The organism is Vibrio sp. 2304 (assembly GCF_033339475.1).
Lineage (GTDB): Bacteria > Pseudomonadota > Gammaproteobacteria > Enterobacterales > Vibrionaceae > Vibrio > Vibrio alginolyticus.
The window spans coordinates 37,480-51,774 of sequence record NZ_JAWOUQ010000020.1; the positions used below are offsets into that span (position 1 = coordinate 37,480).

General features: G+C 45.0%; 11 protein-coding genes and 1 pseudogene. 4 read left to right on the forward strand and 8 right to left on the reverse strand.

Annotated features, from left to right (window positions below; genetic code table 11):
* Positions 1-15: 15 nt before the first annotated feature.
* A complete protein-coding gene (argC, locus tag R7P64_RS22810) occupies positions 16-1,020 on the reverse strand; it encodes an N-acetyl-gamma-glutamyl-phosphate reductase (protein WP_213894360.1) in 1,005 nt (334 codons plus the stop codon).
* Between the two features lie 144 nt (positions 1,021-1,164).
* Here argC and argE point away from each other — a divergent pair, with 144 nt between their 5' ends.
* The 3 genes from argE to R7P64_RS22825 all read left to right on the forward strand — a co-directional run bounded on the left by argE (position 1,165) and on the right by R7P64_RS22825 (position 6,172).
* Complete coding sequence (argE, locus tag R7P64_RS22815; protein ID WP_005381335.1) at positions 1,165-2,301, forward strand: acetylornithine deacetylase; 1,137 nt, start codon at positions 1,165-1,167, stop codon at positions 2,299-2,301.
* Positions 2,302-2,573: 272 nt separating this feature from the next.
* Positions 2,574-5,207: a phosphoenolpyruvate carboxylase gene (gene ppc / locus R7P64_RS22820; RefSeq protein ID WP_005381336.1), complete on the forward strand. Its 2,634-nt coding sequence runs from the start codon at positions 2,574-2,576 to the stop codon at positions 5,205-5,207.
* Positions 5,208-5,632: 425 nt separating this feature from the next.
* Positions 5,633-6,172: a PadR family transcriptional regulator gene (locus tag R7P64_RS22825; protein WP_005382791.1), complete on the forward strand. Its 540-nt coding sequence runs from the start codon at positions 5,633-5,635 to the stop codon at positions 6,170-6,172.
* 70 nt (positions 6,173-6,242) lie between these two features.
* On the opposite strand, the gene metF is transcribed toward R7P64_RS22825, so the two are convergent.
* From metF to R7P64_RS22840, 3 genes are all read right to left on the reverse strand, one after another.
* The gene (gene metF, locus R7P64_RS22830) at positions 6,243-7,145 is read right to left on the reverse strand and encodes a methylenetetrahydrofolate reductase (RefSeq protein ID WP_005381345.1); all 903 of its coding nucleotides are present in this window, start codon (positions 7,143-7,145) and stop codon (positions 6,243-6,245) included.
* Positions 7,146-7,407: 262 nt separating this feature from the next.
* A complete protein-coding gene (locus tag R7P64_RS22835) occupies positions 7,408-9,816 on the reverse strand; it encodes a bifunctional aspartate kinase/homoserine dehydrogenase II (protein WP_318124005.1) in 2,409 nt (802 codons plus the stop codon).
* Between the two features lie 15 nt (positions 9,817-9,831).
* Positions 9,832-10,992, reverse strand: a complete 1,161-nt coding sequence (locus R7P64_RS22840) for an O-succinylhomoserine (thiol)-lyase (protein WP_005381350.1) — start codon at positions 10,990-10,992, stop codon at positions 9,832-9,834.
* 225 nt (positions 10,993-11,217) lie between these two features.
* On the opposite strand from R7P64_RS22840, the gene metJ reads away from it, so the two are divergent.
* Positions 11,218-11,538 carry a met regulon transcriptional regulator MetJ gene (gene metJ, locus R7P64_RS22845; RefSeq protein WP_005381353.1) on the forward strand — a complete coding sequence of 107 codons (321 nt, stop codon included), beginning with the start codon at positions 11,218-11,220 and terminating at the stop codon, positions 11,536-11,538.
* Between the two features lie 112 nt (positions 11,539-11,650).
* Here the strand turns inward: metJ and R7P64_RS22850 are convergent, their stop codons facing one another.
* The 4 genes and pseudogenes from R7P64_RS22850 to R7P64_RS22865 form a co-directional block, all read right to left on the reverse strand.
* Positions 11,651-12,928 carry a malic enzyme-like NAD(P)-binding protein gene (locus tag R7P64_RS22850; protein WP_005381358.1) on the reverse strand — a complete coding sequence of 426 codons (1,278 nt, stop codon included), beginning with the start codon at positions 12,926-12,928 and terminating at the stop codon, positions 11,651-11,653.
* A 206-nt stretch (positions 12,929-13,134) separates the two neighbouring features.
* Complete coding sequence (gene bfr, locus R7P64_RS22855; protein WP_005381359.1) at positions 13,135-13,611, reverse strand: bacterioferritin; 477 nt, start codon at positions 13,609-13,611, stop codon at positions 13,135-13,137.
* 93 nt (positions 13,612-13,704) lie between these two features.
* Complete coding sequence (locus tag R7P64_RS22860; RefSeq protein WP_005381360.1) at positions 13,705-13,893, reverse strand: (2Fe-2S)-binding protein; 189 nt, start codon at positions 13,891-13,893, stop codon at positions 13,705-13,707.
* A 331-nt stretch (positions 13,894-14,224) separates the two neighbouring features.
* Positions 14,225-14,295 (reverse strand): annotated as a pseudogene (locus R7P64_RS22865) (elongation factor Tu); the annotation flags it as partial.

The window sequence follows — 14,295 nt, forward strand, 5'->3', positions numbered from 1 at the left end:
TCCCTCTTTCAACGACTACAGCAACGCTGTCAGTTCTGGGTAACCGTAATGAATATTGAGACATTGCATCGCTTGACTCGATGCACCTTTAAGTAGGTTGTCGATAGCTGAAATCACAATGATGTGTTCGCCTTGTACCTTCCAGCCGATATCACAGAAAGGGGTATTTTCGACATCCTGAATACGTGGAATACCGTCGCCTTTAAGACGCACCGCAGGCTTGCTTTGATAAGCTTGTTCAAACGCCTGTGCCACTTGTGCTTCTGTCACACCTTGCGCAAGCTTCATGGTGATAGTGGCAAGAATGCCGCGTTTAAAGTTGCCGAGGTGCGGAGTAAAAATCACATCGCAACCCAAGTGCTGAGCAATCTCTGGCTGGTGACGATGGTTAAATACACCATAAGGTTGCAAGCTCACTTCACAGAAGCTGTTAACCATGGAGGCTTTACGCCCTGCACCTGATACACCACTGGTTGCGTTGATCACTGGCCATTGGTTGGTATCGAGCAACGCATGTTCTAATAAAGGTTTGATTGCAAGCTGTGAAGCGGTTGGGTAGCAACCTGCTACTGCAATCAAAGGAGTGGTTTTTATTGATTCTTGGTTCCACTCAGCTAAGCCGTATGCTGCTTTATCTAGCCAGTTGTTATGTTGATGTGCGAAGCCATAAAAAGTGTCGTAAAAGCCTTCACTTTTCACACGGAATGCACCCGATAAATCGAATACCTGACAGCCTGCCTCCAAGAAAGTTGGGGCTAAATCATGGCTGACTTCGTGAGCCGTTGCCAAAAACACCACGTCCGATTCTTGAGCGATTTGCAGTGGATCCGTTAGTGGTAAAACTGGCATATCAATGATGCCCGCTAGCTTACCGTGTAGCTGCGCGATGCTCTTTCCCGCATCAACACTGTTGGCGGAAACGTATAAACCTGATAGCGTGAGTTGTGGGTGTTTATTAACCATTAACGCTAACTCTGCGCCGGTGTAACCGCTGGCTCCAATAATCGTGGTTTTTAGCATTGTGTGACATCCATATACTTAAAGGCTCAAATGACTATTCATATTTAATTTTTGCTTTATTTTGATTTTTTATTCATTAAATATGATTTAATATGTGTTTTACATTTTTGTAGTCTGTCTGTCAACAGGAGATTTGAAGAATCCATGCAATTACCAACTTTTCTAGAGGTCTATGAAGGACTCATCAGCACCTCTTCTATCAGCTCCACGGATCCGAGCTGGGATCAGGGCAATGCAAAAGTCATCGAAAAACTCGCATCTTGGTTTAAAGATCTGGGTTTTAGCGTTGAAGTGATCGAAGTCGAGCCAGGCAAGCACAATATGATCGCACGTATGGGTGAGGGTGAAGGTGGCCTTTTACTTGCTGGCCATAGTGATACCGTGCCATTCGATCAAGGGCGATGGAATTTTGATCCGCATAAACTGACGGAAAAAGACAACCGCTTCTACGGCTTAGGCACAGCAGACATGAAAGGCTTTTTCGCCTTTATTTATGAAGCAGTGAAGAAAGTCGATTGGAGCAAGCAGAGCAAACCACTTTACGTATTAGCCACTTGTGACGAAGAGACCACCATGTTGGGCGCGCGACATTTCACAGCAAACGCCCCATTTAAGCCGGATTACTGCATCATTGGTGAACCCACCAGCCTTGTACCAATTCGAGGTCATAAAGGGCATGTGGCAAATGCCATTCGCGTAACAGGCAAGTCCGGTCACTCATCGGACCCAGCGCTTGGCGTTAACGCTATTGAGATCATGCATGAAGTCATGTTCGCCATGATGCAACTGCGTGACAAATTGATTAAAGAATATCACCATCCGGGTTTTGCCATTCCAAGCCCAACCCTAAATCTTGGACACATTCACGGTGGTGACAGCGCTAACCGTATTTGTGGTTGCTGCGAACTGCATTACGACGTGCGTCCTCTTCCCGGCATTAGCCTTGATGGTTTAGAGAACATGTTGCGCGGAGCATTAAAAGAAGTCGAAGCGAAATGGCCTGGGAGACTGGAGATTATTCCATTGCATGAGCCTATTCCGGGTTACGAATGCCAACATGACCACCCATTTATCGGTGGTGTTGAAGAGATCTGCCAAACCAGTTCAGAAACCGTGAACTACTGTACTGAAGCACCATTTCTACAGCAGTTGTGTCCAACCTTGGTGCTCGGCCCTGGGTCAATCGACCAAGCCCATCAACCGGATGAGTTTCTATCCTTCGACTTTATCGACCCCACAATTGATGTGCTTTCAAAGGCGATGGTCAAGTACTGCTGTTAATACGCGTTTAAGCTCGAAAGTCTGTGCAGCTCGATTGAGCTGCATCTTTTTATCTTCACAATTTAGCGTTAGTCTTAACACTTATTTAACTTGTTATTTTGTAATTAATTTTCACTTCTTACTCTATGGCTGCCGTAAATTTGCTCTAAATCAGGAGACAGCGGAATAATTGCAAACTTAGTCTGCTTTATTTGACTATAACTGGTGCTTTTCGCTAGATTGGAGTCTTAACAAGGACAATGGATGTAGTTTTTTTACGAGGCAGGACGACAATGAACGAGAAATACGCCGCACTCAAAAGTAATGTGCGCATGTTAGGCCACTTATTGGGTAACACCATTCGCGATGCCCATGGCGAAGAAATCTTCGAGAAAGTGGAAACCATTCGTAAATTATCCAAATCAGCTCAAGCAGGGAATCAAGCAGACAGGGACAGCTTGATCGAAGAAATCAAACATCTACCTGATGAGCAGCTAACGCCCGTTACTCGCGCGTTTAACCAATTTCTAAACCTCACCAATATCGCTGAGCAATACCACACGATTTCACGCCATTGTGAAGAGCACATTTGTGAACCAGACGCGATTAACTCGCTGTTTTCTAAACTGGTACAAAACGATGTGAGCAAACTGGACACTGCCCAAGCGGTTCGTGATCTAAATATTGAATTGGTATTGACGGCTCACCCAACAGAAATTACGCGCCGTACGATGATCAACAAACTGGTCAAGATAAACGAGTGCTTATCAAAGTTGGAGCTAAGCGATCTTTCTTCTAAAGAGCGCAGAAAAACCGAACGCCGCCTAGAGCAACTGATTGCCCAAGGCTGGCATTCAGACGTGATTCGACAACAACGCCCTACTCCGTTGGATGAAGCAAAGTGGGGCTTTGCGGTCGTTGAAAACTCTCTATGGGAAGCAGTACCGGACTTCCTACGTGAGATGAATGACCGTCTAAAATCTTACCTTGGAGAAGGTTTACCCATTGATGCTCGCCCAGTGCACTTCTCCTCTTGGATGGGCGGTGACCGTGACGGTAACCCGTTTGTTACTCACAACGTTACGCGTGAAGTCTTACTTTTGTCTCGTTGGAAAGCCGCCGATCTTTATCTCAATGACATCAACGAGTTGATCAGCGAGCTGTCTATGACAGTTTCAAACGATCAAGTCCGTGAACTTGCTGGCGAAGATCAGCACGAACCATACCGTGCGATCCTGAAGCAATTACGTACTCTGCTCAATGAAACCAAAGATATTCTCGATGCTAAGATCCACGGTCAAAAACTGGCCGTTAAAGCACCACTGCAAAAAGTCGAGCAACTTTGGGAACCGCTGTATGCCTGCTACCAGTCACTAAACGAATGTGGCATGGGTGTAATAGCCAACGGCTCACTACTGGATACACTACGCCGCGTAAAAGCATTTGGTATCCATCTTGTACGTCTTGATATCCGCCAAGAGAGCACGCGTCACTCAGACGTCTTGTCTGAACTAACTCGCTACTTAGGTATTGGTGATTACGAACAATGGAGTGAGCAAGATAAGATTGCTTTTCTAACTAACGAGCTGGCATCTAAACGTCCGCTTCTCCCTCGTGATTGGGAACCGTCTGAACCCGTCAAAGAGGTTTTGGATACCTGTAAGATTGTTGCAGCACAACCGCGTGAAGCGTTTGGCGCTTACGTTATTTCAATGGCACGTACCGCCTCTGACGTACTAGCCGTTCATCTACTGCTACAAGAAGCTGGTTGCCCTTACCGCATGGATGTGTGTCCTCTGTTCGAAACGCTAGACGATTTGAACAACGCAGAATCGGTCATCAAGCAGCTTATGGGGATTGACCTTTACCGTGGTTTTATCCAAAACCACCAGATGGTCATGATTGGTTACTCTGACTCAGCGAAAGATGCAGGTGTTATGTCTGCAGGTTGGGCTCAGTATCATGCGATGGAATCGTTAGTTAAAGTAGCTGAAGAAGAAGGCGTTGAGCTAACTTTATTCCATGGTCGTGGGGGCACAGTCGGTCGCGGTGGCGCACCTGCGCATGCTGCGCTTTTGTCGCAACCACCAAAAAGCTTGAAAGGCGGTTTACGTGTAACAGAGCAAGGCGAGATGATCCGCTTTAAACTGGGACTCCCAGATGTCGCAGTAAACAGCTTTAACCTATACGCAAGTGCGATTCTGGAAGCCAACTTGTTACCGCCACCAGAGCCAAAACAAGAATGGCGCGACTTGATGGAAGTGCTATCAGAAGTAAGCTGTGAGTCTTACCGAAATGTGGTTCGTGGCGAGCCAGATTTCGTGCCTTACTTCCGCCAAGCAACACCAGAACTCGAACTCGGCAAGTTGCCACTTGGTTCTCGTCCTGCAAAACGCAACCCTAAGGGCGGAGTAGAAAGCTTACGTGCAATCCCGTGGATCTTCTCATGGAGTCAAAACCGTTTGGTACTTCCTGCATGGCTAGGCGCAGGTGAAGCGATTCAATACTCGATCGATAAAGGCCACCAAGCATTGCTCGAAGAGATGTGCCGCGAATGGCCGTTTTTCTCTACTCGTCTCGGCATGCTAGAGATGGTGTACTCGAAGTGTAATATTGATATCTCTCGCTACTACGATGAGCGATTGGTGGATGAGTCGCTCCGTCCACTCGGTGAAAAACTTCGTGCTCAGCTTCAAGAAGACATCAAAGCGGTACTGAATGTAGAGAACAATGAAAACTTGATGCAGCATGACCCTTGGGGACTCGAGTCGATTCGCTTACGCAATATCTACGTTGAGCCATTGAATATGCTACAAGCAGAGCTGCTATACCGCACGCGTCAAACCGAAGAAGCCTCTGCAAACTTGGAAGAAGCGTTGATGGTGACGATTGCTGGTATTGCTGCTGGTATGCGCAACACAGGCTAATCGTTTCATTTTTAATAAAAAGCTGGGCAAATGCTCAGCTTTTTTTTATCACAGGATAATCGCACCAAAACAAAGGCAGTTAAATATACCACTAGAGACCCAAAAAATACCAAAATAAAAGAATAAAAAACCACAAGTTAACACTATTGATTATTATGTTAGTTTTTTAGGGTAATTTTGTCCTACTATTCCACTTCATGCTTATTATTTATATACTACTTGCCTGCTGAGAGCTCATAAATCCAATCATACCTGCTCCAGCCTTGATGGGACTCCCCATCTCTCTAGGTGATAAACGGCTTTAAGGTGACAGGACCAACATTGTTGGTGCTACTTATACATTAAAAAACTCAAGTGCCAGTAAGAGCGCAGCTGAAAGTATAAGTAGCTTGTTTACAAGTTTATTGACCATTTGGATTGAAGACATGTCATTACCACACGTAATCTTAACTGTTCTTAGCACTCGCGACGCAACCGGTTACGATATCACTAAAGAATTCTCTGCTAGCATCGGTTACTTCTGGAAAGCAAGCCACCAACAGGTGTACCGTGAACTCAACAAAATGGCTGAGAAAGAACTGGTTACTTGCGTATTAGAACCCCAAGAAGGCAAACCAGACCGCAAGGTTTACTCCATTACAGACGCTGGTCGCAGCGCTTTAGGAGAGTGGTTTGATCAACCAACTGCACACCCAACAGTTCGTGATGAGTTTTCAGCGAAATTGATGGCATGTGCCGTTCAACCTGCAGCTCCATTCCGTGACCAACTCGCCGAGCTAGTTGAAGAGTCTCGCAAACTGGTTTCTCACTACAAAGAAATTGAAGCGGCTTACTACGCAACGCCGTCAACTTTAGATAAACAAGCTCGCCTAGAACGTCTAACGCTTCGCCGTAACCTTCTGTTACGTGAAACTTGGATCACTTGGGCAGAAGAAGTTCTAACTGAACTTGAAGTGATTGGTTAAACTCCTTTTGCTTTGATAAAACGAAAAAGGCTTGCCACTTGGCAAGCCTTTTATCTTTTTGAAACCAGATTTACGCACCGACTACTGCGCGAGGACGAACACCCAACGTATGGCATAACGCGTAAGTCATCTCTGCACGGTTTAGTGTGTAGAAGTGAAAGTCCTTAACCCCTTCACGACTCAGTACACGCACCATATCAATAGCTTGGCTAGCTCCTACAAGCTGGCGAGTCACCGGATCATCATCCAAACCATCGAATTGTTTGCTCATCCATCCTGGTACTTTCACGTTGTTCTGTGCCGCAAAGCGAGAAGCTTGCTTAAAGTTCGATACAGGCAAAATTCCTGGCACAATTTCTACGTCAATTCCTGCTGCGACACAACGGTCACGGAATCGCAGGTAAGACTCAACGTCAAAAAAGAACTGAGTAATAGCACGGTTTGCACCTGCATCTACCTTACGTTTTAGGTTCAATAAGTCAGACTGAGCGCTTTTAGCTTCAGGGTGAACCTCAGGGAATGCAGCAACGGAGATATCGAAATCGTGGCGTGATTTCAGCAGCTCAACCAAATCCGAGGCATACATATCAGGCGCACCGCCACCTGGAGGAATATCACCACGCAGAGCGACGATATTTTCAATACCATTGTTCCAATAATCATCGGCAATATTAATCAACTCTTCACGAGTCGCATCAATACAAGTGAGATGGGGAGCGGCAACCAATCCGGTTGTTGCTTTAATTTCTTTAATGATGGAGTGTGTTCTGTCACGCTCGCCGGAGTTCGCACCGTAAGTCACAGAAACAAATTTAGGTTGAAGCGTTTTAAGACGGTGCACTGAATTCCAAAGTGTTTCTTCCATCTTAGCGCTGCTTGGCGGAAAAAACTCAAACGATACATTGATGTTATCTGATAACTCAGCAATATTCTGGTTCAAGGCGTCGATATGGCCTGCGTGCGTATATCCCATCTTACTCTCCCTGCGGCACTCCGCCACGAAAACAAATCCTTAAAATCGACGTTTAGACGTCTATATGTCTACAGAATGTATTGAATACGATTTAATGTCAACCTTGTAATTATGAATTTTTCTCAAGTTAATAATGAAGATAGTTCAAGTTTCTACTTGAGCATCATCTCGCCATTTTGCACGGGTTATGACTTCAGTATGGCACTGATAGGGGAATAAAAAACCCTGGATTAATTCCAGGGTTTTTAGGTCAATCGCAACTTTAAAATAAACCAGCCAATCGGTTGAGGTCGGATTGAATAGCGCCGGCTGTCACTTCTCTGCCTGCGCCTGGTCCTCGAATGACCAGAGGGTTATCTTTGTACCACTTGCTCTCTATGGCAAAAATGTTATCGCATGGCAATAAGTTGGCGAGCGCGTGCTCACGAGATAACGCTTCGACTCCCACCGTTGCTTTACCATTTTTTTCTAAACGCGCCACATAGCGAAGCACTTGATCGTTTCTCTGTGCTTTTGTCAGACGCTCTTGAAGTATTTCACTCAACAATGCTCCATTATCGAAGAAATCATCTAAGCTCAGTTCTCTTAATTCTTCTGGCACCAAAGACTCAACTTTAACGCTGTCTGGTTCTATATCTAGGCCCGATTCTCGAGCCAAGATGACTAACTTACGCATTACATCGGAGCCATCTAAATCAGAACGAGGGTCAGGTTCGGTTAACCCTTGCTGCCAAGCAAGATCGACTAAATCATTAAATGGCACAGAACCATCAAACTGTTGGAACAGCCATGATAACGTCCCCGAGAAAATCCCCGATAGAGCGACGATTTCATCCCCACTTTCACGAAGATCTCGCACGGTATGGTTTATCGGTAACCCAGCACCAACCGTTGCGTTGTATAGCCAATGACGACCAATTTTAGCGAATGCATCTTGAACCTGATGGTAGTACTGACTATCTGCGGAACCGGCCACTTTGTTGGCGGAAATCAAATGAATGCCTTGCTGTGCGATTTCTACGTAGCGCTGAGCTAACTCTTTACTCGCGGTAACATCAAGCACGACGGCTTCATCATAGCTTTTAAGTGCTCCCAAACGTGCCAGCCAATCCCCATTGTTTGCTATGCTTTCATCATCAAATCGTTCAGCAACACTCGCCGCCTCAATACCTTGCTCATCGAACCAATAGGTTTGGCTATCCACAACCGCGACAAGATCAAAGCTCATACCATGACGTTTTTCGAGCTCACTTTTTTGCGTCGCAAATAAATTTAACCAACTAGAACCAATATTACCCTTGCCACATAAAGCCACTGCCACGCGTTTTTGCGCTTGGAACAACTGGCTATGAATCGTTTGAACCAACGCCTCGGTATCAGTACGGCGCAAAACAGCGACTAGGCTCAGTCCTGAGTCTGTTTCAGAGATAAATTCTACCGGAGAGTGCTTTAGCTTCTGATAAAAGCCAAAGCAATGATTGGCGTTTTTCGTAACGCCTGCACCTACCGCAGCTAAGAGCGAGTAACCTTCTTTTAGCTTAATTTCTGCCTCTACCGCAAGCTCTTGCAAGTGTTTCAATGCACCACCGGCGATTTCTGCGGTGTAAGCCAAGCGTAGCGTGTGCTGATCGGATTGAGCTTCAAATGCCAGTGGCCCTAATTGCGCGCGCTGCAACGCTTGTAATACATCACTCTGTGTTTTTTCGAAGTCGTGCCCATGCATGAAAGACAACTGCACCAATAAAACATCATCCAGTGAAGTAATAATTTTAGCGCCACGACCAGATGCCAATACACGCTCAATACGAGTAGAACCCGACTCTGGCAGATAGCTACACTTGAGATTAAGGTCCATGGTACTTTGCGCCACAGGCTGAAGCGTACGACTGTGTAGCACTGGGGCAGCTAAGCGAGCAAGTTCACTGGCTTCATCCAATCGAAGTAACGGTAATAAACAAGCGTCAGACACCAAACGTGGATCGGCACTATAAACACCAGCAACATCACTCCAAATCGTGACAGTACTGACTTCAGCAAGCGCGCCTATGACCGTTGCAGAATAGTCAGAGCCGTTACGACCAAGTAGGATGGTTTCTCCTGCCTCGTTCTGAGCCATAAAGCCAGTAATTACCACACGTTTATGGTTATGCTGCGCGAGGATCTCTTTAATTAAAGGGTATGAACGAGCGCGATCAACCTCTGGTTGAGTTCCCGCTTCTGCACGTAAAAACGCTCGTGCATCTTGTGCAACCGCAGGGATAGAACGTTGAGATAATAACGCGGCCAATAGGCGAGCAGACCATACTTCTCCGTGCCCCAGTACCGCGGCTTTTTGCGCATTAGTGAGTGGTGCAGTCAGCTCCGAGAGAGTACTGAACTCATCATGTAATAAAGCTAACAGCTCTTCTTTTGCTTCACTCTCCAACAAGCTTTCTATTAGCTCAGTTTGGAACTGTCTCAAGCTTTGAAGCGCTTCATGCGCAATTCGGCCATCTTTACTTAACCCTTCCAAAAACTCAATCAAGCGGTTAGTGGTTTTTCCTGCAGCAGAGACGACCACAAGATCATTTTCTGTCGAATACTCCTTGAGAATACCCACAACGCGTAAGTAGCATTCTGGGTTTGCTAAGCTACTGCCACCAAACTTATGCAGCTGACGTTGTACAGTCATTGTTATCGTCTCCTATTACTGGGTAGCTTTAGCGAACGCTTGTTCTAAATCTGTGATGAGGTCTTGTGCATCTTCCAAACCGACAGACAAACGCAATAGTTGATGAGAGACCCCAGCCTCCGCCAGTGCCTCCTCACCCATTGCACGGTGAGTCATGGATGCCGGGTGGCAAATCAAACTTTCTACACCACCTAATGATTCAGCTAATGAAAACAGTTGGAGCTCTTTCACAAACACCTTTAGCTGCTCAAACGAACCAGCAAACTCAAAACTCAACATAGAGCCAAAGCCCGTTTGCTGCTTTTTAGCAATGTCGTGACCTGGATGTTCCGGCAGGCTTGGATGATAGATAGTTTTAACTAACGCTTGTTTCTGTAGGTAAGCCAGTACCTGCTGTGAGCTCTCTTCATGTACTTTCATACGAGCACCAAGCGTACGAATACCTCGCAGTGTCATGTAACTATCGAAAGGTGTGCCCGTTGCACCAATACAATTGCCCCACCATGCAAGCTCTTCTGCATGCGCTTCTGTGTTGGTGATGATTACCCCACCAATTACGTCCGAATGACCGTTGATGTACTTTGTTGTGGAGTGGATAACAAAATCCGCACCTAGCTCTAAAGGTTTTTGGTACACGGGTGTCAAAAAGGTATTGTCCACCGCAACTAACGCGCCGACTTGTTTCGCTTTTTCACAAGTAGCTGCAATATCCACTACGCGAACCAGAGGGTTTGACGGAGTTTCTAGCAAAATGAGTTTTGGTTTTTGTGCCAATGCAGCATCTAAAGCCTGTTCGTCTGATTGATCGACAAACTGAACCTTAAAATCGCCTTTGTTAGCTCGGGTATTAAAAAGACGATAGGTACCACCATAACAATCGTGAGGAGCAATAATGAGATCATCTGGGCCGAGAAAAGCGGAAACCCATAAATTTAATGCCGACGTACCGCAGTTAGTAACAACCGCTCCTTTTCCAGACTCAAGTTCAGATAGCGCACTTTCCAACAGTCCGCGGTTTGGATTACCAGATCGTGTGTAATCATACTTGGGCACTTCACCAAAAGCAGGAAAACCATAGTTAGTGGAAAGATAAATAGGTGGAACGACAGCATGATATTGGCTGTCTGATTCAATACCAGTGCGTACTGCAATGGTCGCAGGTTTGCGAGTGCTCATGGGTGTATCCTTTCACGGGTAATGACTTCTAAATAGGAATGCGCTATATCTAATGAGTAACATAAAGTGATCAACACGCTTCCTTTGCTGTTATGTTCACTTTACTCGTCAAAAAATGAGACGTCAACACTTCTAGACGTCTATATGTCTTTGCTTATGGCGGTAAATGCAGCTAAAATCAGCACCTAAATTATTTTTAACCGATTACATAAATGAAGGTGTGCAATGGCTGACTGGAATGGCGAATACATTAGCCCATATGCAGAGCACGGCAAAAAAAGCGAACAAGTAAAAAAAATTACCGTCTCTATCCCGCTAAAAGTTTTAAAGGTGCTAACTGATGAGCGTACTCGCCGTCAGATCAATAATTTACGCCATGCAACCAATAGCGAATTGCTATGCGAGGCATTTTTGCACGCGTACACAGGTCAGCCACTTCCGACAGATGAAGACCTTCGTAAAGACCGTCCTGATGATATTCCAACAGAAGTAAAAGCGCTGATGACGGAAATGGGCATCGAATTTGAGTCATTCGACGAAGAATAAAAAAGCCTGATAAGAGGTTTCAGGTAATAACTCTTGCCTCGAGCCAAATGAATGACATAAAAAATGGGACGCAATAGCGTCCCATTTTTGTGTATCACATCTGAAAGATATATTACTCTGCCATGTAGTTTTCAGGCATCTCGATACGAGCTACACCTGAATTAACCGCCGCCTGAGCGACCGCTTTTGCAACACGTGGTAGCAAACGTGAATCCATTGGTTTTGGAATAATATAGTCCGCACCAAACTCTAGCTTATCAACACCTGCAGCCTTCAATACGGCTTCAGGTACAGGCTCTTTTGCTAGCTCACGAATCGCCTCAACGGCTGCAAGTTTCATTTCATCATTGATTTCACTTGCACGCACATCAAGAGCACCGCGGAAAATGAATGGGAAACACAATACGTTGTTAACTTGGTTAGGATAATCACTACGGCCAGTACCCATGATCAAGTCATCACGAACTGCGTGAGCAAGTTCCGGCTTGATTTCAGGATCCGGGTTAGAACATGCGAATACGATTGGCTTATCTGCCATCAACTTCAACGCTTCCGCTGGCAATAGGTTTGGACCAGATACACCTAGGAACAGATCTGCACCTTCAATCACGTCTTCTAGTGTGCGCTTATCTGTATTGTTCGCAAATAGCTGCTTATATTCATTAAGATCATCACGACGAGTGTGAATCACACCTTTGCGATCTAGCATGTAGATTTTTTCGCGCATTGCGCCGCATTTGATCAGAAGCTCCATACACGCTACAGCGGCAGCGCCAGCGCCAAGACAAACAATTGTTGAATCTTCAAGTTTCTTACCTTGAAGTTCGATTGCATTCAGCATACCCGCTGCCGTTACAATAGCAGTACCATGTTGATCATCGTGGAATACTGGTACATCACAACGTTCAATCAGACGCTTTTCAATCTCAAAACAGTCTGGTGCTTTAATATCTTCAAGGTTGATACCGCCAAAAGTGTCTGCAATGCTCGCAACAGTATCAACAAATTCATCGATCGTGCGGTGCTTAACTTCAATATCAATAGAGTCAAGACCTGCAAAACGCTTAAACAGTAACGCTTTACCTTCCATCACTGGCTTAGATGCAAGTGGACCTAGGTTACCTAGACCTAGAATAGCGGTACCGTTAGAAATAACAGCAACCATGTTCCCTTTTGCAGTGTACTTGTACACGTTATCCGGGTTTTGTGCGATTTCACGCACTGGCTCTGCAACACCAGGGCTATATGCAAGGGCAAGATCACCCGCCGTTTCCGCAGGCTTTGTCAGTTCGACAGCAATCTTTCCTGGAGTTGGATAAGCATGGTAATCCAATGCTTTTTGGCGATGTTCTTCTTCTGGAGTGGCTGCTTGGTGGTTGTCTTCAGACATGGACGTTTCTCTTTTTTATTTTTAGGTAAGGGGGCATAAATTCTATCGGATAGAAATCAAACTTCATAGGCAAGATTGCGAGCAATATCCTTAAAAAGCCGATAATAAAAGAGATTAGACCAGATAACGGGGTTAAGCACCCGATTTTCGAGTCAGGTGCTCTTTCTTCTTACTATTATTGGAGTATGCAAACTTAGAAAGTATCGTTACTCTTCGTCCACGTATTGCGCTTGGAGATAATTCTCAATACCAGACATTTCAATCAAGCCAAGTTGCGTCTCTAGCCAATCAACATGTTCTTCTTCATCTTCAAGAATATCTTGGAAGAGATCTCGAGACACATAATCTCGAATGTCTTCAGCGTAGGCAATCGCATCTTTTAAATCTGGAATAGCCGCCATTTCAAGCTTTAAATCACACTCGAGCATTTCCTTGGTATCTTCACCAATCATCAACTTACCTAAATCTTGTAGGTTCGGTAGGCCTTCAAGGAACAAAATACGCTCAATTAGATGATCGGCATGCTTCATCTCATCGATAGATTCGTGATATTCCTTGTCTGCTAGGTGCTTTAAGCCCCAGTCTTTATACATTCGGGCGTGAAGAAAATACTGATTAATAGCGACGAGCTCGTTACCGAGCACTTTATTGAGATGTTGAATGATGATTGGATCGCCTTTCATGACAAAACCCTCCTCTTTGGCTTCATTTAAATGTAGAAGCAAATGAGAAGGTGTCAAAATGTAAGGCAAATAATTACTGCATACTTACAGCAATTAGCTGGCTTGTTTAAATTCCGTGTAACTAGTTTCCGCTAAAATTTCCTTGGCCTGTCTGATGCACTTACCACATTGGCTGCCCAATGCCGTGCACTTTTTGATTCCTTTAATATCTGTTACGCCTTCATCTATCGCCAACTTCCTAATTTTTTTGTCGGAGACACCATGGCAAAGACAAACGTACATACTCAAAAAACCTATAAAACTAATCTGTGACAAACAATATAAACAAGAATAGTTCTTGTTACCAGTCGCATTATGGTGTCCGCTCAGAATATTTGGTTATAACGATTTTACCGCTGCAGGAAAAGATCAAAGGGTTAAGAGGGGTGAGTAAAAGCGTTAAGAAACAAAGCCGGTAAAACTCTGTTTTTAAATCGAAAAAGTGACGTCTTTTATTTCAACACTTATAACTAAATGTAATCTAGAAATGAAAAAGGGAAGCCTAAGCTTCCCTTTTCGATGCGCTTTCTTCAAAAAGAAGAACAGTGCAAGATTTCGTTTAATTCGTTATGAATTAGTCGAAGATCTTAGCAACAACACCAGCACCTACTGTACGGCCACCTTCACGGATCGCGAAACGTAGAC

Coding starts and splice junctions, on each gene's coding strand:
- argE (WP_005381335.1), top strand. CDS start 1,165: ATGCAATTACCAACTTTTCTAGAGGTCTATGAAGGACTCATCAGCACC.
- R7P64_RS22850 (WP_005381358.1), bottom strand. CDS start 12,928: ATGTCTGAAGACAACCACCAAGCAGCCACTCCAGAAGAAGAACATCGC.
- ppc (WP_005381336.1), top strand. CDS start 2,574: ATGAACGAGAAATACGCCGCACTCAAAAGTAATGTGCGCATGTTAGGC.
- metF (WP_005381345.1), bottom strand. CDS start 7,145: ATGGGATATACGCACGCAGGCCATATCGACGCCTTGAACCAGAATATT.
- R7P64_RS22860 (WP_005381360.1), bottom strand. CDS start 13,893: ATGTACGTTTGTCTTTGCCATGGTGTCTCCGACAAAAAAATTAGGAAG.
- R7P64_RS22825 (WP_005382791.1), top strand. CDS start 5,633: ATGTCATTACCACACGTAATCTTAACTGTTCTTAGCACTCGCGACGCA.
- R7P64_RS22840 (WP_005381350.1), bottom strand. CDS start 10,992: ATGAGCACTCGCAAACCTGCGACCATTGCAGTACGCACTGGTATTGAA.
- metJ (WP_005381353.1), top strand. CDS start 11,218: ATGGCTGACTGGAATGGCGAATACATTAGCCCATATGCAGAGCACGGC.
- bfr (WP_005381359.1), bottom strand. CDS start 13,611: ATGAAAGGCGATCCAATCATCATTCAACATCTCAATAAAGTGCTCGGT.
- argC (WP_213894360.1), bottom strand. CDS start 1,020: ATGCTAAAAACCACGATTATTGGAGCCAGCGGTTACACCGGCGCAGAG.
- R7P64_RS22835 (WP_318124005.1), bottom strand. CDS start 9,816: ATGACTGTACAACGTCAGCTGCATAAGTTTGGTGGCAGTAGCTTAGCA.